Source organism: Nonomuraea sp. NPDC050643, assembly GCF_040654715.1.
Lineage (GTDB): Bacteria > Actinomycetota > Actinomycetes > Streptosporangiales > Streptosporangiaceae > Nonomuraea.
This window is the reverse complement of record NZ_JBFAIM010000002.1, coordinates 288,104-311,222: the sequence shown is the minus strand read 5'-3', so window position 1 is coordinate 311,222 and position 23,119 is coordinate 288,104. Positions and strand designations below refer to the sequence as shown.

The 23,119-nt window shown below is 69.5% G+C and carries 17 protein-coding genes; 13 read left to right on the top strand and 4 right to left on the bottom strand.

Translation table 11 applies throughout. The features are described 5' to 3' along the window. The first annotated feature begins 3 nt into the window (after window positions 1-3). The 4 genes from AB0I15_RS03685 (at window position 4) to AB0I15_RS03670 (ending at window position 3,237) form a co-directional block, all read left to right on the top strand. Complete coding sequence (locus AB0I15_RS03685; RefSeq protein ID WP_358089558.1) at window positions 4-906, top strand: F0F1 ATP synthase subunit gamma; 903 nt, start codon at window positions 4-6, stop codon at window positions 904-906. A gap of 1 nt (window position 907) precedes the next feature. Then, complete coding sequence (atpD, locus tag AB0I15_RS03680) at window positions 908-2,356, top strand: F0F1 ATP synthase subunit beta (protein WP_358089555.1); 1,449 nt, start codon at window positions 908-910, stop codon at window positions 2,354-2,356. A 68-nt stretch (window positions 2,357-2,424) separates the two neighbouring features. Continuing rightward, the gene (locus AB0I15_RS03675; protein ID WP_103955987.1) at window positions 2,425-2,826 is read left to right on the top strand and encodes a F0F1 ATP synthase subunit epsilon; all 402 of its coding nucleotides are present in this window, start codon (window positions 2,425-2,427) and stop codon (window positions 2,824-2,826) included. 30 nt (window positions 2,827-2,856) lie between these two features. Beyond that, a complete protein-coding gene (locus AB0I15_RS03670) occupies window positions 2,857-3,237 on the top strand; it encodes a DUF2550 domain-containing protein (RefSeq protein WP_358089552.1) in 381 nt (126 codons plus the stop codon). Window positions 3,238-3,332: 95 nt separating this feature from the next. Here AB0I15_RS03670 and AB0I15_RS03665 read toward each other — a convergent pair whose 3' ends face one another. Beyond that, window positions 3,333-3,923: a cob(I)yrinic acid a,c-diamide adenosyltransferase gene (locus tag AB0I15_RS03665; protein ID WP_358089550.1), complete on the bottom strand. Its 591-nt coding sequence runs from the start codon at window positions 3,921-3,923 to the stop codon at window positions 3,333-3,335. A 143-nt stretch (window positions 3,924-4,066) separates the two neighbouring features. Between AB0I15_RS03665 and AB0I15_RS03660 the strand changes: the two genes are divergently transcribed. The 4 genes from AB0I15_RS03660 (at window position 4,067) to AB0I15_RS03645 (ending at window position 7,642) form a co-directional block, all read left to right on the top strand. Next, entirely contained in the window at window positions 4,067-4,963 is an 897-nt protein-coding gene (locus tag AB0I15_RS03660) for an ATP-binding cassette domain-containing protein (RefSeq protein ID WP_358089546.1), read from the top strand. Continuing rightward, window positions 4,960-6,069 (top strand): ABC transporter permease, encoded by a 1,110-nt coding sequence (locus AB0I15_RS03655; RefSeq protein WP_358089543.1) that lies wholly within the window; start codon window positions 4,960-4,962, stop codon window positions 6,067-6,069. The genes AB0I15_RS03660 and AB0I15_RS03655 overlap by 4 nt, the downstream gene beginning before the upstream one ends. Then, window positions 6,070-7,236 carry a sensor histidine kinase gene (locus tag AB0I15_RS03650; RefSeq protein ID WP_358089540.1) on the top strand — a complete coding sequence of 389 codons (1,167 nt, stop codon included), beginning with the start codon at window positions 6,070-6,072 and terminating at the stop codon, window positions 7,234-7,236. Between the two features lie 88 nt (window positions 7,237-7,324). Further along, window positions 7,325-7,642: an STAS domain-containing protein gene (locus tag AB0I15_RS03645; RefSeq protein WP_358089537.1), complete on the top strand. Its 318-nt coding sequence runs from the start codon at window positions 7,325-7,327 to the stop codon at window positions 7,640-7,642. A 116-nt stretch (window positions 7,643-7,758) separates the two neighbouring features. On the opposite strand, the gene AB0I15_RS03640 is transcribed toward AB0I15_RS03645, so the two are convergent. The 3 genes from AB0I15_RS03640 to nucS form a co-directional block, all read right to left on the bottom strand. Further along, window positions 7,759-8,301 carry a TetR/AcrR family transcriptional regulator gene (locus tag AB0I15_RS03640; RefSeq protein WP_358089534.1) on the bottom strand — a complete coding sequence of 181 codons (543 nt, stop codon included), beginning with the start codon at window positions 8,299-8,301 and terminating at the stop codon, window positions 7,759-7,761. Window positions 8,302-8,445: 144 nt separating this feature from the next. Beyond that, window positions 8,446-9,915: an aldehyde dehydrogenase family protein gene (locus tag AB0I15_RS03635; RefSeq protein ID WP_358089531.1), complete on the bottom strand. Its 1,470-nt coding sequence runs from the start codon at window positions 9,913-9,915 to the stop codon at window positions 8,446-8,448. Between the two features lie 175 nt (window positions 9,916-10,090). Then, window positions 10,091-10,753: an endonuclease NucS gene (gene nucS / locus AB0I15_RS03630; RefSeq protein WP_358089528.1), complete on the bottom strand. Its 663-nt coding sequence runs from the start codon at window positions 10,751-10,753 to the stop codon at window positions 10,091-10,093. 36 nt (window positions 10,754-10,789) lie between these two features. Between nucS and AB0I15_RS03625 the strand changes: the two genes are divergently transcribed. The 5 genes from AB0I15_RS03625 to AB0I15_RS03605 all read left to right on the top strand — a co-directional run bounded on the left by AB0I15_RS03625 (window position 10,790) and on the right by AB0I15_RS03605 (window position 23,005). Then, window positions 10,790-12,274, top strand: coding sequence for a 3-hydroxybutyryl-CoA dehydrogenase (locus AB0I15_RS03625; RefSeq protein WP_358089525.1), 1,485 nt, complete (start codon window positions 10,790-10,792; stop codon window positions 12,272-12,274). After that, window positions 12,271-12,561 carry an ATP/GTP-binding protein gene (locus AB0I15_RS03620; RefSeq protein ID WP_358089522.1) on the top strand — a complete coding sequence of 97 codons (291 nt, stop codon included), beginning with the start codon at window positions 12,271-12,273 and terminating at the stop codon, window positions 12,559-12,561. The genes AB0I15_RS03625 and AB0I15_RS03620 overlap by 4 nt, the downstream gene beginning before the upstream one ends. Window positions 12,562-12,572: 11 nt before the next feature. Beyond that, the gene (locus tag AB0I15_RS03615; protein WP_358089845.1) at window positions 12,573-13,277 is read left to right on the top strand and encodes an alpha/beta fold hydrolase; all 705 of its coding nucleotides are present in this window, start codon (window positions 12,573-12,575) and stop codon (window positions 13,275-13,277) included. A 170-nt stretch (window positions 13,278-13,447) separates the two neighbouring features. Next, window positions 13,448-16,711, top strand: coding sequence for a LamG-like jellyroll fold domain-containing protein (locus tag AB0I15_RS03610; protein ID WP_358089519.1), 3,264 nt, complete (start codon window positions 13,448-13,450; stop codon window positions 16,709-16,711). 33 nt (window positions 16,712-16,744) lie between these two features. Continuing rightward, a complete protein-coding gene (locus tag AB0I15_RS03605; RefSeq protein ID WP_358089516.1) occupies window positions 16,745-23,005 on the top strand; it encodes an RHS repeat-associated core domain-containing protein in 6,261 nt (2,086 codons plus the stop codon). Window positions 23,006-23,119 lie beyond the last annotated feature (114 nt).

Sequence of the window (23,119 nt, the reverse complement as noted above, 5' to 3'; positions counted from 1 at the left end):
GACATGGGTGCCCAGCTAAGGCTGCTGCGGCGGCGGATCACCTCGGTCAAGTCGACCGCGAAGATCACGCGCGCCCAGGAGCTCATCGCCTCTTCACGGATCGTGAAGGCGCAGCAGCGGATGCAGGCGGCGCTGCCGTACGAGCGTGAGATCACTCGCGCCGTCACCGGCGTCGTCAGCAACGCGGCCAGCGTCGACCATCCGCTGACCGTGGCGAAGGAGAACCCCGCCAAGGCGGGCGTCCTCATCGTCACCAGTGACAGCGGGTTCTGTGGCGGCTTCAACGCCAACGTGCTGCGCGAGGCCGAGGCCCTGCGCGGACTGCTGGAGAGCCGCGGGCTGACCGTGGTGCCGTTCGTCACCGGTCGGAAGGGTGTCACCTGGCACACCTTCCGCAACCGGGAGATGGGCGGTAGCTGGGTCGGCTTCTCGCGGCAGCCGGCCTACGCCCAGGCGAAGGAGATCGCCACCACGCTGATCGACTCGTTCAAGGACGACAACGGGATCGACGAGATCCACATCGTCTCGACCGAGTTCGTCTCGATGCTGACGCAGAACGTCGTGGTCAAGCGGGTCCTGCCGCTGGAGGTCGAGGAGACCGAGGCGACGGAGTCCACTGTGATCCCGCCGTACTTCGAGTTCGAGCCGACCGCCGGCGACGTACTGGAATCACTGCTGCCACGTTACGTGGAGTCCCGGATCTTCACGGCGCTGCTCCAGTCGGCGGCCTCCGAGGAGGCCGCGCGGCGGCGCGCGATGAAGTCCGCGACCGACAACGCCAACGAGCTGATGCGGGTGCTCACCCAGCAGATGAACCAGGCTCGCCAGGCCGAGATCACCCAGGAAATCAGCGAGATCGTCGGTGGGGCCAACGCGCTCGCTGACGCCGCAGCGGGGAAAGAGTGAAATGACTGCAGAGGCTGTTGAAACTGTAGAGGCCCCCGTGGCCGGCACAGGCCGCGTGGCACGTGTCACCGGCGCCGTCGTCGACGTGGAATTCTCCGTCGATGCGATGCCTGAAATCTATAACGCGCTCAAGGTCGAGGTGACCCTCGGCGGCGAGGCGAAGACCCTGACGCTCGAGGTCGCCCAGCACCTGGGTGACAACATCGTGCGCGCCATCTCCATGCAGCCCACCGACGGCCTCGTCCGCGGCCAGGCCGTGGTCGACACCGGCAACCCGATCTCGGTTCCGGTCGGCGACGTCGTCAAGGGCCACGTGTGGAACGCGCTGGGCGAGACGCTCGACGTTCCGACCGCGTCCCTCAAGATCGAGGAGCGGTGGGGCATCCACCGGCCGTCCCCGCCGTTCGACCAGCTCGAGTCCCGCACCGAGCTGCTCGTCACCGGCATCAAGGTCATCGACCTGCTCACCCCCTACGTGCAGGGTGGGAAGATCGGCCTGTTCGGTGGCGCCGGCGTCGGCAAGACGGTGCTGATCCAGGAGATGATCCGCCGGGTCGCCCGTAACTTCGGTGGCACCTCGTGCTTCGCGGGTGTGGGCGAGCGCACCCGTGAGGGTAACGACCTGTGGCTGGAGATGGAGGAGGCGGACGTCCTCAAGGACACCGCGCTCGTCTTCGGCCAGATGGACGAGCCGCCGGGCACCCGTCTGCGGGTCGCGCTGTCGGCGCTGACCATGGCGGAATACTTCCGCGATGTGCAGAAGCAGGACGTGCTGCTGTTCATCGACAACATCTTCCGCTTCACGCAGGCCGGTTCCGAGGTCTCGACCCTGCTCGGCCGTATGCCGTCCGCCGTGGGTTACCAGCCCACGCTGGCCGACGAGATGGGTGTGCTCCAGGAGCGCATCACCTCGACGCGTGGCCACTCGATCACCTCCATGCAGGCGATCTACGTGCCCGCGGACGACATCACCGACCCGGCCCCGCACAACGCGTTCGCGCACCTCGACGCGCAGACCGTGCTTTCGCGGCCGATCTCGGAGAAGGGCATCTACCCCGCGGTGGACCCGCTCGACTCCACCTCCCGGATCCTCGACCCGCAGATCGTGGGCGAGGAGCACTACCGGGTGGCCCAGGAGACCAAGCGGATCCTGCAGAAGTTCCGCGAGCTCCAGGACATCATCGCGATCCTCGGTATCGACGAGCTCTCCGAGGAGGACAAGGTCACCGTCCAGCGGGCCCGCCGCATCGAGCGCTTCCTGTCGCACCCGATGTACGCGGCCGAGGCCTTCACCGGCCAGCCGGGCGAGACCGTGCCTCTCGACGAGACCATCGCCTCCTTCAAGGGCCTCTGCGCGGGTGAGTACGACCACCTGCCCGAGCAGGCGTTCTACATGGTCGGTGGCATCGAGCAGGCCATCGCGAAGGCCAAGGAACTCGAGCGCCGCTAATCGCCCTCGGTGGTGGTGCGGTTTCTCCAGAGCCGCACCACTACCTGATCGGAAAGGAACCTACAGAAGTGGCGAAGCTACGCGTAGGGGTTGTCTCACCCGAGCGTGAGATCTGGTCGGGCGAAGCCGACATGGTGATTGCCAAGACCGTGGACGGCGAGATCGGTATTATGCCGCAACACGCACCTGTTCTCGGCGTCCTCGTCGAGGGCGGTGTGCTGCGCATCAAGCGGGAGGGTGAGGGCGATCTCGCGGCGGCGGTGCACGGGGGTTTCATCTCCGTCGCCGACGACGAGGTGTCGGTGCTCGCCGAGGTGGCCGAGCTCGGTTCCGAGGTCGACGTCGCCGCTGCCCGTGACGCTCTCGACCGGGCCCAGGCCTCGATCGAGGCCAACCAGGAAGACGCCGACGCGGCAATCGAGGCCAAGCGTGCCAAGGCTCGGCTGCGTGCGGCGGGCGAAGAGGTTTAATACAAAGCAAGTGGGCTTTCAGGGGGCGGCATGGTAGCGACGGTTGTGATTCTCGTGGTGCTGCTGGCCGCCCTCATAGTTCTGCGAGGGGTGATCCTGGCCCGTTCGCGCGGGAGTGTGCCCTGTCGGCTGCGGGTGGGGGACCGCGGCTGGCAGAGCGGGGTAGCCCGCTACGCAGACGGGGAGCTCCATTGGATTCCGCTCCTGGGCGTCCGACTGAGGCCGCGCCACGCGATCGCGAGGCGCGGCCTCGTCGTTTCCGCCCGTCGTGAGGTCGACGGCGGGCTGTTCGCGGTGGATCTTGAGGGCAGCACGCGGGGGATCTCCCTCGCCATGAGCGCCGACGCGCTGACGGGCTTTCTGGCCTGGCTGGAGTCCGCGCCGCCCAGCGCGTATCTCGACGTCGCCTAGCCCGGAGCTCTCCAGGCCGCCTGGCCTGGAGTTTCGACGTCGCCCAGTTCAGAGCTTCCGACGTCGCCCAGCCCGGAGTGAGGGCGCGGGGCCGGTTAGCGGGTGCCGCCGGGCTTCCAGAGGATCTCGTCGCCGGCGTGGGCCACGCGGCAGGCGATGAAGAGCAGGTCCGACAGGCGGTTGAGGTATTTCGCCGTCAGCGGGTTGATGTCGTCGTGGGCCTCGAGGGCCGCCCACGTCGTGCGCTCGGCCCGGCGGACCGTGACGCGGGCCACGTGCAGCGCGGCCGTCGCGGGGTCGCCGCCCGGCAGGATGAAGCTGCGCAGCGGCTTGAGGCCGGCGTTGAGCAGGTCGCACTGCTCCTCGAGCCGGTCGATGTACGGCTGCTCCACCCGCAGCGGCGGGAACTCCGGATTCTCCACCACCGGTGTGGCCAGGTCGGCCCCCAGGTCGAACAGCTCGTTCTGCACCCGGACCAGAATGGCCACGAGATCGGCGGGCAGGGTGCCGTGTGCGAGCGCGACTCCCAGGTGGGCGTTGGCCTCCTCCACGTCCGCGTAGGCGGCCAGCCGCGGGTCGGTCTTCGAGGTGCGGCTCATGTCGCTCAGCGCTGTCATGCCGTCGTCGCCGGCACGGGTGTAGATGTGGGAGAGGACGACCGGTTTGTCCTTGTCGGCGCGCGTCATGGCCCCCAGCGTAACGGGGATGGGGGTGATGACAAATGTCACCCGGATCGGACGCGCGATCCATGTCGGGTGGGTGATTTCAACGACTACCAGGGTGAACGCCGCGAAAGCCACTATTGACTCATGATGAAGGAGAGGACCTGATGCTCGAGATCAGCGAGCTGCGCAAGCGTTTCGCGGGCGGCCCCGACGCCCCTGGTGGCAAGGTGGCCCTGGACGGGGTGAGCTTCAGCGTACGGCCCGGGGAGATGTTCGGGTTCGTGGGCGCGAACGGCGCCGGCAAGACCACCACGATGCGCATCGTCATGGGGGTGCTCCAGCCCGACTCCGGCTCGGTGAGCTGGCAGGGCCGGCCGCTCGGCTACGACGCCCGGCAGCGGTTCGGGTACATGCCGGAGGAGCGCGGCCTCTACCAGAAGATGCGGGTCGCCGAGCAGATCGAGTATTTCGGCCGCCTGCACGGGCTCAGCGGGCCGGCCACGAAGAAGGCCACCGACGACCTGCTGGAGCGGCTCGCGCTGACGGAGCGCAGGAACGACGCCGTGCAGGCGCTGTCGCTGGGCAACCAGCAGCGCGTGCAGCTCGCCGTGGCGCTGGTGCACGATCCCGAGGTGCTGGTCCTCGACGAGCCGTTCTCCGGGCTCGACCCGATCGCGGTGGACTCGCTCGCCACGGCGCTGCAGGAGCGCTGCAGGGGCGGGGTGCCGGTGATCTTCTCCAGCCACCAGCTCGAACTGGTCGAGCGGCTGTGCGACTCCGTGGGCATCGTCTCGGCCGGCCGGATGGTCGCCACCGGCACGGTGTCCGACCTGCGGGCCGCGGAGAGCAAGACGCTGCGCGTGGTCGTACGGGATCCGGCCCCCGGGTGGGCGGAGGGGCTGCCGGGCGCGGTCACCGTCCACGGCGACAGGCACACCCTGCGCGCCGTCGGCGGCGACGACCAGGAGATCCTGCGCCGCGCCGTGAAGGCCGGGCACGTCGAGCACTTCGGGGTCGAGCAGCCGACCCTGACCGAGATCTTCAAGGAGGCCGTGGCGTGAACGGACTGATGCTGATCGCCCGGCGGGAGATCACCACGCAGATACGGACCAGGTCGTTCCTGATCGGCCTGCTCGTCACGGCCGTGCTGATCGCGGCGCTGAGCTTCCTGCCGAAGCTGATGGGCGGCAACGACTCCTACACGCTCGGCACCGTCAACTCCCAGCAACTGCCGCTGAAGCAGGCCGCGCCGGACGTGGAGTTCGAGTGGCGCTCGTTCCCCGACGAGGGCGTGGCCAAGCAGGCCGTGCTCGACGGCGACGTGGACGCGGTGCTGGTCGACAACGCCAAGGTGCTCACCGACGGGGAGATCGACTCCCAGCTCGGCGTGCTGATGCAGAGCGTCAACCGGGAGGTCAAGCTCGGCGGCGCCGGGGTGTCCATCGCGCCGCTGCAGATGCAGTCCGTGGGCGCCGACACCCGTTACCAGGCGGCCCGCACCGGCATCGCCGTGATTCTCACCGTCCTGCTCTTCATGCTCGTCCTGGGGCAGGCCGTGATGGTCGCGATGGGCGTGGTCGAGGAGAAGGGCAGCCGGATCGTGGAGATCCTGCTCTCCACGGTGCGGCCCTGGCAGTTGCTCGGCGGCAAGATCCTCGGGCTGGGCGTGCTCGGCCTGATCAACCTGCTGACGGTCGTGGTGGTGGGGCTGGGCGCGGCGGCGATGTCCGGGATGTTCCCCGACCTGCCGCCCGGCATGCCGGGGCTGATCGCGGCGGTGCTCGTGTGGTTCGTGCTCGGGTACGCGTTCTTCGCCACGCTCGCGGCGGCGCTGGGCTCGCTGGTCTCGCGCCAGGAGGAGGTCAACACCGTCTTGACGCCGCTGACCATGCTCATCATGGCGACGTACTTCGTGGCCTTCTACGTCACCAACGACCCGACCGGCACGGTCGCCACGGTGCTGTCGCACATCCCGCCCTTCTCCTCCATGATCATGCCGGTCCGGATGGCCGCGGCCGAGGTGCCGATGTGGCAGGTGGGGGTCTCCATGGTGGCGATGGTGCTGGCCGTCGTCGCGATGCTGGCCTTCGGGGCCAAGGTCTATCAGCGGGCCGTGCTGCGGACGGGCGCCCGGCTCAAACTCGGCGACGTGCTCCGCGCCAAGTAGATGGACGCGATCACGCGGGCACGCCGCTTCACCTGGAAGATGCTCATCTCGAACATCGTGATGACGTGGATGATGGTCATCGTCCAGTTCACGCTGGTGGTGGGCGAGAACAGATGGAACTGGTGGAGCGCCGTGCCCGCGGTGATCTTGGCCCTCTGGTTCACCTGGCTGTACCCGAAGATGATCAACGCCGCGCTGGACCGCCGCTACGCCACCAGAGAGGTGGTGCTGTCGGCGGTTCTCGCGTTGGTGGCGACGGCGGTGGGCGGAAGCGAGACGCTCGGCTTCGGCTTCCTTCTCATCTCGTGGCTGGCGGTCGCCACGCTCGGCGTCACGAAACGCATGAGTCACCTGCTGTCGGGCGCCACCTTCGTCGTGGGCGTCGGGCTCGGTGTCGTGATCGGCGCCATGCTGGAAAGCCCCATCGTCGAGGACGCGGGCGTCATGGGCGCGTTGCTGTACTACGTGGTGATCTACGGGCTGCTGTGCGGGGTCATGCCGCCCTCGACGAGGATGTCGGTCTGGATCTGGACGCTGGCCCTGGAGGCCCATGAGGGCCGCGAGGCGCACACGCGGCTGGCGCTGGCCGAGGAGCGGCTGCGCTTCTCCAGGGATCTGCACGATCTCGTGGGCCACCAGCTCTCCGCCATCGCGGTCAAGACCGAGCTGGCGACCCGTCTGTCGGACGTGGACGCCGAGGCGGCCAAGGCCGAGATGCGCGAGGTCAACACCCTGACCAGGAAGGCGCTGCGGGAGCTGCGGGAGGCCGTGCGCGGCTACCGCGAGCTTGACTTGGCCGCTGAGCTGAATAGCGTGAAAGGTGTGCTGGAAGCGGCGGGGGTCCGCTGTGAGGTGCATCTGCCGTACCGCGAGCTGCCGGACGGAGTGGCGCCGGTATTCGCCTATGTGGTGCGCGAGGCGGTGACCAACGTGCTCAAACACAGCACCGCCTCCTTCTGCGACATCACGATCCGCTTCACCGGCGAGGAGGCGGAGCTACGGGTGCGCAACGACGGAGTGGCCCGTTCACAGGCCGCCGATCTGGGCAGTGGCCTGGCGGGCATGGGGGAGCGGCTGGCTGGCGTCGGTGGCAAGGTGACGGCCCATCCGACGGCTGACGGAGAGTTCTTGCTGAATGCGGTCGTGTCACTCCCGCTGGGTGGGTAGGGGGAACATGCAGGGGGGGTTTCACTCCCGGCAGACGACGCTCTGCGCGGGGAAGTGACTACGCTGTGTACGTGATTGAGGAGGTGGCATGCGCGTCCGGGGCAACCCGAGAGCCCAAGTGGTGCGGATCGGTGCGCGGCTAGACGCCGGCACGTCGGCCGGGGTGCGGGAGCGGTTGCACAAGGCGCTCGACTCCGGTGACGGCGACCTGATCCTCGACCTCTCCAAGCTGGAGATGATCGACGCCACCGGGCTCGGAGTGCTCGTGGGCGCGCATCGGCGCGCGTCGAGCGTGCAACGCCGTCTCGTTCTTCGGGGGGTGCCACCGCGGATCATGCGGATACTGGCGGTCACCCGGCTGAATCGGGTGCTGCATGTCGAGGTTCCGGCTGCCGCGGTGGCCTGAGGTGACATATCAGAGCGGGTAACGATCAGCCGTTACCCGCTCTTTCCTTGCGACTTAGACGAAATGTAGATTTCGGTTGCTGCAAAACGCCGGAGCGAATGGCATATATCGAGCGGTCAGCCCGGCCCGAGGCTCCGGTTGAAGATGTGCACCGCGACCGCGGCGAGTTCGTCGATCTCCGGCTGATCTTCGGAGAGCAGCCATTCGATGAGCAACTCTTGTAGTGCCCCAATTACTCCCAGTGCCACCAGCCGCCGATTCAAGCGGGCGGCCTGGGGGAAATCGGATGATGCGTCCTCGACGAGCCGGGCGAACGCGTCCACCGCGCGCTGCCGGGACTGCGTGAGGACATCTCCTGATCTGCGTACCTCGACGTGCATGATGCGGGCCCGGCGCCAGTCCGCCGTGGTGAACTCGATATAGGCGCGAATCCCGGCCTGTACGCGGCCGTCGAGCGTGTTCGGCGCCTCCTGCAGTGCCTTGGCCACGACCGCCAGGCTTTCCTCCACGCAACGCTCGTGTAACGCCTGCAGGAGCTCCTCTCGTCCGCCGAAACATTCGTAGAAGGCCCGGTTGGAGATCCTGGCCTCCGAGCACAGCCTTTCGATCGTGGTCGCCGCGAAACCTGGCTTCGCGTATAGCGTGTACGCGGCCGTCATCAGCCGCTCGCGTCTGTCCGCCAGCCTTTGCTCAGCCGACATTCCCCGGTAAGACCGGTTCACATTCCACCCGTCCAACATGATCGTGGCCCCCAGAGCACACAATTATGGACGGATGATCGGATTTGGGAAAGGGCAAGAAGATTATCTTTTACGTCGACCGTGCAAGAACGTGACAAGTCTGATCAGCCGCTCAAGTTCGCCGGGGCCGCGGTTGAACGAGGTCAGGTTCATCCCGGGCATCGCGAACCGCTGCCGGGAGATGGCCTTCGGCCGGGCGAACTCACGCAGGCCGTCGGCTCCGTGGATCCTGCCGAACCCCGAATCGCCGACGCCGCCGAACGGCAGGGCCGGGACCCCGGCGAACGAGATCACCGAGTTGATGGCCGTCATCCCGGTCCGCATCATGCGCGCCAGTTCGGTCGCGCGGCGGGCGTTGCGGCTGAAGATGGTGCCGCCCAGGCCGTAGGCGGAGGCGTTGGCGAACTCCAGGGCCTCCTGGGCGTCGCGGGTGCGGCGCACGGTGATGGTGGGACCGAACGTCTCCTCGCGTACGGCAGGCGAGTCCTCAGGCACGTCCTCGACGATCACCGGATCCACGTAGGGGGCCCGCACCGACTCCGCGCCGCCGGTGATCACCCTGCCCGACTTCTCGGCGTCGTCGATGTGCCGCTTGATGATGTCGACTTGGCCCGGCATCGTGATCGGGCCGTAGTCCTCGCCGGCTTTCACCTTTGTCACCCGGCCGGACAGCTCGCGCATGAAACTTTCATAGACCGCGTCGACCACGTAGACACGTTCGACGCCCACGCAGGTCTGGCCGGCGTTGGACATCGCGCCCCACAGGCAGGCGTCCGCGGCGGCCTCCAGATCGGCGTCGGCGTCCACGATGAACGCGTCCTTGCCGCCGCACTCGGCCACGATCGGCGTGAGGTTGTCGGCGCAGGCCGCCATGACGCGCTTGGCGGTGGCGGTCGAGCCGGTGAAGGCCACCTTCTTCACGCGGGGGTCGGCCGCCAGCGCCGCGCCGGTCTCGCCGAGACCCGTCACGGTCTGGAACACCGGGTGCTCGGGGACCGACTCGGCGAACAGCTCCGCCAGGCGCACGCCGATGCCGGGGGTGAGCTCGCTGGGTTTGAAGACGACCGCGTTGTCGGCCGCGAGCGCGTACGCGATGGAGCCCATGGGGGTGAAGACGGGGTAGTTCCACGGGCCGATGACGGCCACCACGCCGAGCGGCAGGTATTCGAGGGTCGCGACGAGGTTGAGCCCGATCATGCCGGTGTTGACCCTGCGGCGGCCGAGCACCTTCTGCGCGTTGCGGGCCGCCCAGTCGATGTGCGTGATGGCCAGCACGATCTCGAGCGTGGCGTCGCCCACGGGCTTGCCGGTCTCGGCGTGGACCAGCTCGGCCAGGTCGCGCAGGTTCTGGGTGAGGACCGCCTTGTAGTCGAGCAGCCGGCGCCGGCGCTCGGCGGCGCCGATCCCGGCCCACCAGCCGGCCGCCGCGTCGGCCCGGCCGACGGCCTCGTGAACGGCCTCGGGGTGCTGTTTGGGGTGGCTGCCGACGATTTCGCCGGTCGCCGGGTTGAGTGAGTCGAACAGCGTCGTCATGACGTCACGATAATCCGGTAAGCCATCGCTTACCAGGCGGGGCGGCCACGGATGACCACGGAGGGGGCCGGCCGGGCGCTCCGTGACGGTGGCCCGCCACTGAAGGGTCAGCGGGCGTTTCCCTGGAAGGCCCCCGGCCGGAGTGCGGCGGGGGGCGGGCCACGGCGGAGCGTGATCAGAAGAGGGTGGGGTTCTCCGGCTCGATGCCGCGCAGAGCGGCGTAGTCGAGGACGACGCAGTCGATGCCCCGGTCGGTGGCGAGCACGCGCGCCTGCGGCTTGATCTCCTGCGCCGCGAACACCCCGCGGACCGGGGCCAGCAGCGGGTCGCGGTTGAGCAGCTCCAGGTAGCGGGTGAGCTGCTCCACGCCGTCGATCTCGCCCCGGCGCTTGATCTCCACCGCCACGGTCGCCCCCACCGCGTCGCGGCAGAGGATGTCCACCGGGCCGATCGCCGTCATGAACTCCCGGCGGATCAGTGAGTAGCCGTCGCCCAGCGTCGTGATGTGCTCGGCGAGCAACTCCTGGAGGTGGGCCTCGACGCCGTCCTTGATCAGGCCCGGGTCCACGCCGAGCTCGTGGCTGGAGTCGTGGAGGATCTCCTCCATGGTCAGGACCAGCTTCTCGCCGGTCTTGCCGTGGGTGACCGTCCAGGTCTCGCCGTCCTCCTTGAGCTTGCACGGCGGGTTCATCCAGTTGAGCGGCTTGAAGGCGCGGTCGTCGGCGTGGATGCTCACGCTGCCGTCCGCCTTGATGAGAACGAGCCTCGGCGCCATCGGCAGGTGCGCCGTGAGCCGTCCGATGTAATCCACGCTGCATCGCGCGATGACCAGCCGCATGACGGTCCACCTTAGCGGCTCTGGAAAACTGGACGCATGGCGTTTGAACGGGTAGGAGTGGTCGGACTCGGCACCATGGGGGCCGGGATCGCGGAGGTGTTCGCGCGGGCGAGGCTGCGCGTGATCGGGGTCGAGGCCGACGCCGAGGCGCTGGCCCGAGGCCGGGGGCATCTCGAGCGCTCCACCGGCCGCGCCGTCGACAAGGGCAAACTCACCGCCGACGAGCGGGACGAGATCCTCGGGCGGGTGACCTTGACCACATCGCGCACCGATCTGCGCGACGCCGACCTGGTGGTCGAGGCCATCCCGGAGATCCTCGACTACAAGGTCTCCCTGTTCAAGGACCTCGACGGGATCTGCAAGCCCGAGACCGTGCTGGCCACCAACACCTCCTCGCTCTCCGTCACGGCCGTCGCCGCCGCCACCGGGCGTCCCGGGCGGGTGGTCGGGATGCACTTCTTCAACCCCGCCCCCGTGATGCGGCTGGTCGAGGTCGTGGGGACGGTGGTGACCGAGCCGGGGGTCGTGCGGGAGATCGCGGAGCTGGCGGGCCGGCTCGGCAAGACGGCCGTCGCGGTGGGCGACCGCGCCGGGTTCGTGGTCAACCGGCTGCTGCTGCCCTATCTCAACCACGCCACCGCGCTCATGGAGCAGGGCGTGGCCGGGCGCGACGACATCGACGCGGCGATGAGGCTGGGCGTCGGGCTGCCCATGGGGCCGTTCGCACTGCTCGACCTGATCGGGCTCGACACCGCCTACGAGGTCATGGGCGTGCTGTTCGACGAGACCCGCGACCGCCGGCACGCGCCGTCCCCGCTGCTGCGGGAGCTGGTCACGGCCGGGCTGCTGGGCCGCAAGTCGGGACGCGGGTTCTACGGCGAGGAGCCGGCCCGGGCCGAAGACCGGCAGCGGTCGGAGGTGGTCGCGTTCGACGTGACCGGGCCCGGGGCCGACGAGCTCGTGGAGCGCCTGTCGGCGGCCGGTTTCAAGCGCTCCGCCGATGCCGATGCCGATGCCGATGCCGGGGCCGGGGCCGCCGGCGTCGTGCTGCGCCTGGCCGACCGGCCCGTGATCGAACACGCCGTACGCCTGCGCGACCCCGCCACGATGGTCGGCGTGCACCTCGTCGGCGACCGGGTGGCCGAGCTCGCCACCACGGTCCTGACCTCGGACGAGGCCGCCAGGGCCGCCGCGGACCTGGTGACGGTCGCCGGCCTCGTCCCGGTGCCGTGCAAGGACCGGGCGGGGTTCGTGGTGGACGCGCTGCTGTTCCCCTACCTCAACGACGCCGTCCGGATGCACGACGCCGGCTACGCCTCCATCGACGACATCGACGCCGCCATGCGCCTGGGCTGCGGCTACTTGGCCGGCCCCTTCGAGACGCTCGAGTCCCTGGGCCTGGCCAGGGTCCGCGACGGGCTGCGGGCGCTCTACGCCGAATACCGCGAGCCGTCCTTCGCCCCCGCCCCGCTGCTCGACCAACTCGTCACCGCCGGTGCCAGCGAGTTCCCCCGTCGATGAGCCCGCGCCGCGCCCGCCGGAGAGACTCCTCCCGTCCCCTCGGCTTCCCGACCGGCGTCGACAAGGTGGAGGAGTGGCCCGACGGGGAGTGGAAGGTGCGTACGCTCACTGGAGCCTCCTCGGCGAAGGACTACCGCTGTCCCGGCTGCGACCAGGAGATCCGCGGCGGCCAGCCGCACCTGGTGGCCTGGCCCAACTGGCCGGGCGGCGACGAGGAGCGCCGTCACTGGCATCCGGCCTGCTGGCGCAAGAGACTCGACCGCGGCCCCGGCCGCAGCCGTTACTGAAGGGATTCATGGTGGAGATTCGCGCGGCGACCGTTCTGCCCGCCCGGCGGGAGCCGATCGAGCTGCACACCGGCGACGGCCTGACGCTGGTCGGCGAGCTGGCCCTGCCGCTCGACCGTCCGCCGGTGGCGACACTGGTGACCCTGCATCCGCTGCCCACCCACGGCGGTTTCATGGACAGCCATGTCTACAAGAAGGCCGCCAACCGGCTGCCCGCGCTCGCCGATCTGGCCGTGCTGCGCTTCAACACCCGGGGCACGTCCTCCGACCGGGGCACCTCGGAAGGGGCGTTCGACGGGGGTGAGGGGGAGCGGTTCGACGTGGCCGCGGCGCTGGAATACGCCGAATACCACGATCTTCCGCATGTCTGGGTCGTCGGCTGGTCGTTCGGCACCGAGCTGACGCTCAAGTGGGCCCACGACCCGTTGGTGGAGGGCGCGATCCTGCTCTCGCCGCCGCTGCACCGGGCCACCGATGAGGATCTGGACGGCTGGGCCCATTTCGGACGACCGTTGGTGGCATTGGTGCCGGAGTTCGACGACTACCTGCGGCCCGATGAGGCCCGCCGGCGCTTCGCCCGGGTTCCGCAGGCCGAGGTCATCGGCGTGGACGGCGCCAAGCACCTCTGGGTGGGCGAACCGTACGTGCGGATCGCCCTGGACGAGATCGTCAAGAGGGTCAATCCGGCCGCCCACCCGCTGCCGACGGAGGTCTGACGAATATCTCCAGCCGTATTGCGGTCATGAAAAAATCTTTGAGCAGAATGAACAGAACCCTGGACCTCCGCGATGACGAAAGCGACAATCCGATCGTCAACCGAAGATCGTGGAGACGCCGGGCGGTCCTAGTCCGGGCGTAACCCCTGCTCGGCATGGGCGAGGATCGTATGCGGGTAGTGCATGGACTGGTCGCGGCGGCGTTATCGATTTCGACACTGGCAGTCACCCATCCGGTGGCCGCCGAGGAGGCGCGAGAACGCGTCCGAACCGTTCAGCCCCCCGCCGACAGCGAGCAGGCCGCGCTCGCTTCGGCGCGCAGCACCGGCAAGCAGATCGAGGTCGAGTCGCTGCGCAGCGAGACCCGCCAGGTCTTCGCCCAGCCTGACGGCAGGCTCACCATGGAGATGCACGTCCGTCCCGTACGCGTACGCCAGGGCGACCGCTGGGTGCCCGTGGACACCACGCTCCGCCTGCGCCCCGACGGCGCGGTGGAGCCCGTGGCCACCGCGGTCGGCCTGACGTTCTCCGGCGGCGGCGACGCCCCGCTGGCCAGCCTGTCGCGCGGCGCCAAGTCGATGGAGCTCGGCTGGACGGGCACGCTGCCCAAGCCGACGCTCAACGGCGACACCGCCACCTACGCGGAGGTCATGCCCGGCGTGGACCTCCAGGTCACCGCCGACGTGGACGGCTTCTCCCACGTCCTCGTGGTCAAGTCGCGGGCCGCCGCGGCGGCGATGACCGAGCTGAGGTTCCCGCTGGCCGCCAAGGGCCTGACGCTGAAGGCGGACCAGGCGGGCAACCTGGAGGCCGTCGACCAGAACGAGGGCACGCTCTTCATCGCGCCCACCCCGAAGATGTGGGACTCCGAGGGGATCACGAGCCCGCAGGCGCTCAAGGAGGGCCGCTCGCCGGAGGCCAACGAGGCCACGATGGGCGTGGAGCTGACCGGCAGGGAGCTGCGGCTGCGGCCGGACCGGCGGATGATGACGGACGCGCGGACCAAGTTCCCCGTCTATCTGGACCCGTACTTCTCGGCCGCCCGTAACGCCTGGACCGCGGTCTGGAGCAACTGGCCGAACTCCAACTACCTCAACTCCAGCGACGTCGCCCGGGTGGGGCACGTGGAGTCGCAGAAGAACCGCACGTTCTACCAGATGAACACCGGTTCGACCATCCACGGCAAGCAGATCATCAAGGCGACGCTGCGCACGTACGAGACGTGGTCGTACTCGTGCAGCGCCCGCAAGGTCGAGGCATGGGCGACCAACACCATCAGCAAGACCACCACCTGGAGCAAGCAGCCCGCCTGGGTCACCCTGCTCGACACGGTGAACGTGGCCAAGGGCTGGGGCCCGAGCTGCCTGCCCGGCGGGGTCGAGTTCAACGTCACCCCGCAGGTCGTCAACGCCGCAGCCAACAAGTGGGCCAACGTCACGATCGGCCTGCGGGCGACCAGCGAGACCGACGTGTACGCCTGGAAGAAGTTCAAGAACAACCCGAGCCTGGTCATCGAGTACAACTCGCTGCCGGGCAACCCGGTGGCGGCCGACCTGTGGTCCGACCCGGGCGGCCCCTGCCTCTCCGGTGACAGCCGGCCGATCATCAGCACCGCCACGCCGAAGCTGTGGGCCAAGCTCAAGGACACCGACAACTCGGTCCGTGGCCGCTTCGAGTGGTACAACGCCGCCGGGACGAAGACGGGCGAGTACGTCACCTCCATGGGATCGACGGGCACGGCCTTCTACGCCACCATCCCGGTGAGCCTGTACAACGACGGCGCCCTGATCCGCTGGCGGGCCCGCGCCGAGGACGGCAAGGCCAACAGCGCGTGGAGCCCCTGGTGCGAGGCCACCGTGGACGCCACTGCCCCTGGCCGGGAACCGGAGATCTCCTCGCCGGACTACACCGAGAACGGCTGGAGCGACGGCGTCGGCCTCCCGGGCAGGTTCACGTTCGCCCCGAACGGCGTCACCGACGTGGCCGCCTACGTCTGGGGTGTGGACACCACGCCCAAGAACGAGGTCACGCCCGGCTCGGACGGCTCCACCACGATCGCGCTGACCCCGCGCCACGACGGCCCCAACGTGCTGTCGGTACGCAGCAAGGACCGCGCCGGCCAGTTCGGCCCGATCCGCACCTACGTCTTCAACGTCAACGCGGGCCGGCCCGCCAGCGGACACTGGACGATGGACGACGGCCAGGGCACCGTGGCCGCCGACGCGGCGGGCGCCCGCCCGGCGACCCTCTATGGAGCCACCTGGACCTCGGGCAAGACCGGCACGGCGCTCAAGCTCGCCAACGCCTACGCCCAGACCTCCGGCCCCGCCGTCGACACCAGCCGCAACTTCACCGTCAGCACCTGGGCCCGCCTGACCGGGACGGCCGCCACCGCCACCGCCGTCACCCAGGAGGGCGGCAGGACGGGCGCGATCTCCCTGCAGTACTCCAAGGCCGACGACCGCTGGGCGCTGGCCGTGGCGGGCTCCGACGCGGACGCCGCACCGGTGGTGCGCGCCAAGTCCGCCGCCGCGCCCAGGCTGAACGAATGGACCCACCTGACCGGCGTCTACGACTCGGCGGCCGGCCAGATCACGCTCTACGTGAACGGCAAGCTGGAGGGCACAGCCACCGTCACCGCACCATGGAACGCCACAGGCCCTGTGACGATCGGCCGCGGAAAGGTCAACGGGGCGGCTTCGGAATTCTGGCCCGGGGACGTCGACGAGGTGCGGTTCTATGGCCGCGCCATGTTCGCCGACGAGGTCGCCGACCTGGTCAACAGCGCTGCCACGCTGGTGGGCCACTGGAAGCTGGACGAGGAGTCCGGCACGTCGGCCGCCGAATCCTCGGGCCGGGCCGGCGCGGCGACGCTGTCCGGAGCCGCCTCGTGGACGTCTGGCTGGCTGGACGGCGCACTCGCGCTCGACGGCGTCAACGGCTTCGCCCAGACGGCCGCGCCCGTGGTCAACACCAGGTCGGGCTTCACCGTGGCCGCCTGGACCCAGCTCGACTACCTGCCCACCCGCGACACGGCGGCCGTGGCCCAGCCAGGCAGCCGGGCCGCCGGCTTCCAGCTCGGCTTCGACAAGGAGCAGGGACGGTGGACGCTCGGCATGGCCGCCGCCGACACCGACACCGCCGCCCTCGTCCGCACCCGCTCCGATGCCATCCCGAACCCGCTCGAGTGGACGCACGTCGCCGGCGTGTACGACCCGCTGGCCGGTGAGCTGCGCGTCTACGTCAACGGCCGGCTGTCCACCAGCACCGTCACCAGCCACCTGAGCGCGTGGAGCGCGACCGGCCCGCTGCAACTGGGCCGGACCAAGACCGCGGGCGCCTTCACCGGCTTCTGGCCGGGGACGGTGGATGACGTCCGCGCCTATGACGGAGTGCTGAACGCCGAGCAAATCGCCCAACTAGCCGCCCAGTAACTCCCGTACCGCACCCCCGACTGGGAGAGGTCCATGGATCTGCCGGATGAGTTAGAGCTGCCCGAATCCCGCTGGAATCGTTTTCCGCCCCCTGACGAACCCGACATTCCCGACCCCTCCTGGAACCGTTTCCAGGAACAGCCCAAGTCCGCGTCCCCCTGGCCGAGCAGGCTCGCGGCCACCCTCTCGATCGTCCTGGTCCTGCCGATCGCGTACGCGATGCCGGCCCAGGCGGCCTCCAGGCCCGCCCCGTCCACGCAGCAAGAGACCCCGGTCAAGGGCACGAGCGTCCCGGTCCGGCCCCCGCTGGCCGACCCCGTGCAGAAACAGGCCTGGACAGCGCCACCAGGCGTGACCTGGCCGAGAACGCAGAAGGCGGAGCTGGGCGGCTCCGCGAGCACCCTGGCGGCCGGCTTCCCGGTGAAGCTGGCCCCGCGGAAGGGCGAGGCCAGGGTGGCCGCGGCCGACGCGGAGCCGGTGAGCGTCGAGCTGCTCGACACCGACAGGCTGGGCCTGGCGCTGCGCGTGTCGCCGGGACAGGGCGTCGCCACGGCCAGGGCGGCGAAGAAGACCCGCCTGGAGATCGACTACTCCAGTTTCCGCTACGCGTACGGCGGTGACTACGGTTCCCGCCTGCGCATGGTCAAGCTGGACGAATGCGCGCTCGACCGCGCCGCGACGAACTGCGCGGCGCCGGAAGCGGTGAAAAGCGAGAACAACACCAAGGACGGCACGGTGACCGCCGAGGTCGAGACCGGCGCCGTCTACGCTCTCACCGCCGCCGCCTCCGGCTCGTCGGGCGACCACTCGGCGACCTCGCTGGCCCCCACGGCGGACTGGAGCGTCGGCACCCAGACCGGCGACTTCACCTGGAACTACGAGCTGCGCACCCCGCCCGCGCTGGGCGGCGACGAGCCGGAGATCGCGCTCGGCTACTCCTCGCAGAGCGTGGACGGCCGTACCGCCTCCACCAACAACCAGGCCTCCTGGGTCGGCGAGGGCTTCGAGCTCAATCCCGGCGGCTTCATCGAGCGCCGCTACAAGTCCTGCACGATCGACGGCAAGAAGACCGGCGACCTGTGCTGGGACCAGGACAACGCGATCCTGTCGCTCGGCAGCTCGTCCGTCGAGCTGGTCAAGGACGCCACGAGCAAGCAGTGGCGGCCCAAGCGCGACGACGGCACCCGCATCGAATACCTCACCGGCGCCACCAACGGCGACAACAACGGCGAGTACTGGCGGGTCACCACGGCCGACGGTACCCAGTACACCTTCGGCCTGAACCGGCTGCCCGGCTGGGCGAGCGGCAAGGCGGAGACCAAGTCGGTCCAGACGGTGCCGGTGTTCGGCAACAACAGCGGTGAGCCCTGCTACAACAGCACCCCGGCCAACGCCTGGTGCCAGCAGGGATACCGGTGGAACCTCGACTACGCCGTGGACACCCACGGCAACGCGACCACCTACTGGTACGAGCGCGAGACCAACTACTACGGCCGCAACGGCAAACCGGAGCTGGGCACCTCCTACGTGCGCGGCGCCTACCTGGCCCGGATCGACTACGGCTACCTGCAGAACGAGCTGTTCACCAAGGCGCCGGCCGCCCGTGTGCTGTTCGAGGTGGCCGAGCGCTGCCTGCCCAGCGGCACGGTGACGTGCGCCGCGGCCGAGCTCAAGAAGGAGACCGCCGCCCACTGGCCGGACGTGCCGTTCGACCAGATCTGCGACTCCGGCGTGAAGTGCACCGACCGCACGACCCCGACGTTCTTCACGCGTAAGCGGCTGACCAAGATCACCACCCAGATCGTCAACGCCTCGGGCCAGTACGCGGCGGTGGACTCCTGGGCGCTGGCGCACCAGTTCCCGGCCTCGGGCGACGGCATGAGCCCGGCGCTGTGGCTGGCCTCGATCCAGCAGAGCGGCCACGTGGGCGGCACGGTCACGCTGCCCAAGACCACGTTCATGGGCATCCAGCTCGCCAACCGGGTCGACGCCCAGGAAGGCCGCGCCCCGCTGGTCAAGTGGCGCGTCCAGGCGGTCGACAACGGGACCGGCGGCGAGTTGCGGGTCAACTACGCCGCCGCCGAGTGCAAGCCCGGCGAGCTGCCGGCCGCCGACAAGAACACCAAGCGGTGCTTCCCGCAGCGCTGGGCCCCGCCGAACGAGGGCGAGGTCACCGACTGGTTCCACAAGTACGTGGTGTCGCAGACGGTCGAGGTGGACCGCGTCGCGGGCTCGCCCAACGTCGTCACCAGCTACGAGTACCTCGACGGCGCCGCCTGGCACTACGCCGACAACATCCTCGTCAAGCCCGAGCACCGCACGTGGGCGGACTTCCGCGGCTTCGGCCGGGTGCGGGTGCGCGAGGGCGACGGCCAGGACACCAAGCGCACGCTCACGGAGTTCCGCTACTTCCGGGGCATGCACGGTGACAGGCAGGCCGACGGTTCGAAGCGGACCGTGCAGGTCACGGACTCCGAGGGCGTCAAGCGCGACGACCTCGACCAGTACGCCAGTTTCGAGAACGAGGAGCTCCTCTACGACGGCGACGGCGGCGCCCTGCTGAAGGCGTCGGTCGAGATCCCGTGGTCGCTGAAGAGCGCCGAGTCCACGCAGGGCGGCGTCACCAAGACCGCCTACCTGGTGGAAGCGAAGTCGATGGTCACCCGTACCGCGATCGCGGGCGGCGCGTGGCGGCGTACCGGGGAGGAGCGCTCGTACGACGACAAGGGCCTGCTCACCCAGGTCGAGGAGAAGGGCGACCTGGCCACGGCCGACGACGACCAGTGCGTCCGCTACACCTACGCCCGCAACGACACGACCTGGATGCTCGACTACCCCAGCCGGATCCAGAAGGTCGCCGCGAGCTGCGGCACCGCGGTCTCCACGCTGGCGGGGGAAGAGGTCATCTCCGACGAGAAGGTCCAGTACGACGGCAGGACGCACGGCCAGGCGCCGACCAAGGGTGACGTGACCAGCGTCCAGCAGGTCGTCTCCGGCGACGGAACGACGATCACCGACAGCACGAGCACGTACGACGCCTACGGCCGCGTGACCAGCGAGACCGACGCGGTCGGCACCAAGGAGGTCACCGCCTACACCCCGGCGGCGGGCGCCCTGCCCACCGAGGTCACCGAGACCAACCAGCTCGGCCACGTGGACCGCACGGTGGTCCAGCCGGCATGGGGCGAGCCCGTCACCGAGATCGACGCGAACGGCCGCCGCACCGATCTGGAGTACGACGCGCTCGGCCGCCTGACCAAGGTCTGGCAGCCCGACCGCAGCAAGGCGGCCAACCAGTCGCCCAGCACCGAGTACTCCTACACCATGCGCGCCGACGGCCCCAGCATCGTCACCACGAAGACGCTGCGCGGCGACGGCGCCTACACCACCAGCCACGAGCTGTACGACGGCCTGTCCCGCGAGCGCCAGACCCAGGAACCGGCGCCCAGGGACGAGCAGACGCAGGACCCCAACCTGCGTGACGGCCGCACGATCACCGACACCATCTACAACTCCCTGGGCGAGCAGTCCAAGGCCAACACCGGCTACTTCTCCACCGGGGCGCCCGCCACCGACCTGCTGGCGGTGGCCGACGCGGACGTGCCCACGCAGGTCGTGTCCGTCTTCGACGGCATCGGCGACGTCAACGTCCAGATCCTGAAGGCGAAGGGCCAGGAGAAGTACCGGGTCTCCTCCAAGCAGGAGGGCGACCGGCTCCACGTGACGCCGCCGCAGGGCGGTACAGCGACCACCCGCATCGGTGACGCCGAGGACCGCCTGATCGAGCTGCGCCAGTACAAGGGCTCGACGCCGACCGGCGAGTACGACTCCACCAAGTACACCTACGACCACGCCGGACGCCTGTCCACGGTGACCGACCCGGCCGGCAACGTGTGGCGCCACCACTACGACCTGCGCGGCCGGGAGATCAAGACCGAGGACCCCGACAAGGGCGTCACGACGATGACGTACAACGACGCCGACGAGGTGGTCACCACCACCGACGCCCGCGGCAAGACCCTGTGGTACGGCTACGACGCGCTGGGCCGCAAGAAGGAGCTGCGCGACGGCTCGGCCACGGGCACACTGCTGGCCGAGTGGAAGTACGACGCGCTGGCCAAGGGCCACCAGAACGCCGCCATCCGGTACGTGGGCGGGCAGGCGTACAAGGCCGAGATCAACGCGATCGACGCCGACTACCGCACTCTGCGCGAGACCGTCACCGTCCCGGAGCGGGAGGGCAAGCTGGCGGGCTCCTACCAGCTCAACACCCGCTACACGCTGGACGACCAGGTCCAGTCGGTCACCTTCCCGGCGGCCGGCGGGCTGGCGGAGGAGTCGGTCGCCTACACCTACGACGAGCTGGGCCAGCCCACCAAGGTCAGCGGCCTGTCGTCGTACGTGACCGCGGCCCGCTACTCCAAGTTCGGCGAGACCCTGCAGTACGAGCTGGGCACCGGAGGCAAGAAGACCTGGCTCACCTACAACCATGACGAGGCCACCCGCAGGCTGACCGGCATGCGGCTGGACAGGGAGGGCGCCACCGCGACCGACCTCGACCTCAGCTACACCTACGACGCCGTCGGCAACATCACCAGGATCGCCGACAAGGGCGCCGCCGGTCAGGACACGCAGTGCTTCACCTATGACAGCCTGCGCCGCCTGACCTCGGCCTGGACCGGCACCGACGACTGCGCCTCCGGCGGCCCGCAGTCCGGCAAGATCGGCGGCGTGGCCCCGTACGCGGTCAGCTACGCCTACGACGTCACCGGCAACCGGACCAAGGAGACCAAGCACGCCTGGGGCGGCGCGGCCGAGACCGTCCGCGACTACACCTACCCGGCGGCGGGCGGCAAGCAGCCGCACGCGCTGAAGAACGCCGGTGCCGACCTCTTCGAGTACGACGCCGCGGGCAACACCACCAGGCGCAAGGTCGGCACCTCCGACCAGGCCCTGGTCTGGGACGCCGAGGGCAACCTGGAGTCGGTGACCGAGGCGGGCAAGACGACGTCGTTCCTGTACGACGCCGAGGGCGACCGCCTGATCCGCAAGACGCCCACGGACGCGACGCTCTACATCGACGACCTGGAGCTGCGTTTCGACTTCGCCAAGGACGCGGTCGAGCAGACCCGCTACTACACGATCAACGACCAGGCCGTGGCGGTCCGCACGAACGACAACCAGGTCTTCTTCCTGGCCGCCGACCACCAGGGCACCGCGCAGGCCGCGGTGAACGCCGGCAACGGCGACCTGGCCGTACGGAGGATGACGCCGTTCGGTGAGGACCGGGGCTCGCCACCGCCATGGTGGCCGGGTCAGCGCGGATTCGTCGGAGGCACCAAGGACGCCACGACCGGGCTCGTCCACCTGGGCGCCCGCGAGTACGACGCCAAGCACGGCCGCTTCCTGTCGGTGGACCCGATCATCGACGACGTGGATCCGCAGCAGCTCAACGGCTACTCCTACGCCAGCAACAGCCCCGTCTCCATGAGCGACCCCGACGGGCAGTGGGTGTGGATCGTGGTCGGCATCGGCGTCCGCGTCGGGGCCCGCTACCTCGCCAAGAGGGCGGCCCAGCAGGCCGCCAGGCGGGCGGCCATCCGCCGCGCCAGGGAGATCGCCAGGAAGAAGGCCCTGGAGGAGGCCAGGAAGCGGGCGCTGGAAGAGGCCAAGAAGCGGGCACGCGAGGCGGCCAAGCGGCGGGCCAAGGCCGAGGCGAAGAAGAGAGCCCTGGCCGCGGCGAGGAAGAAGGCACGCGAGGCGGCCGAGAAGGCACGTGAGGCGGCGGCGAAGCGCCGGGCGGCGGCACGGGCCCGCAGAGAGGCGCGCAAGGCGGCTCGCGAGGCGGCGGCCGCGAAGAAGAAGGTGCTGGCACGTCAGCGGTACAACCGGCGCAACGGCTACGTCCCCCGAGGGGTTCAGCACGCGCGCTCGCGCCCGGTGCGGCGTCCGACCAGTCACCGGTCGACGCAGCGGCAGGCGCCGCCGAAGGCGAACCGGCAGCCGGCCCGGCCACGGCCGAGCCAGGTCTACCGGAACGACGGCACCACGCAGCCGACGCAGTCGTACACCGTCTACGGCAACGGCCGGATGTACCCGCAGGGGAGGCCACCGTCGAACCTGCCGCGCGGTGGCGGCTCCGGACAGGGTGAGAAGCAGATCTTCAAGCCCGAGAAGATCGAGATAGAGGTCAACACCAAACGAGGGGCGACCGCGCATCTGGGCATGCGCGGCGGGAAGCTCGGCGACGACATCGCCGACTTCTTCGACGCCCTCCTCGGAGGGCTGGGCTGATCCCCAGAGCGGTTGGCTGAACGACCATCGGCGCGGGGCCCTCGTGGCTCCGCGCCGGTGGCGTCTCGTGGCCCTTTGTCCGTAGAATCTTGTTCGGTTTCCGGAACGAGGAGG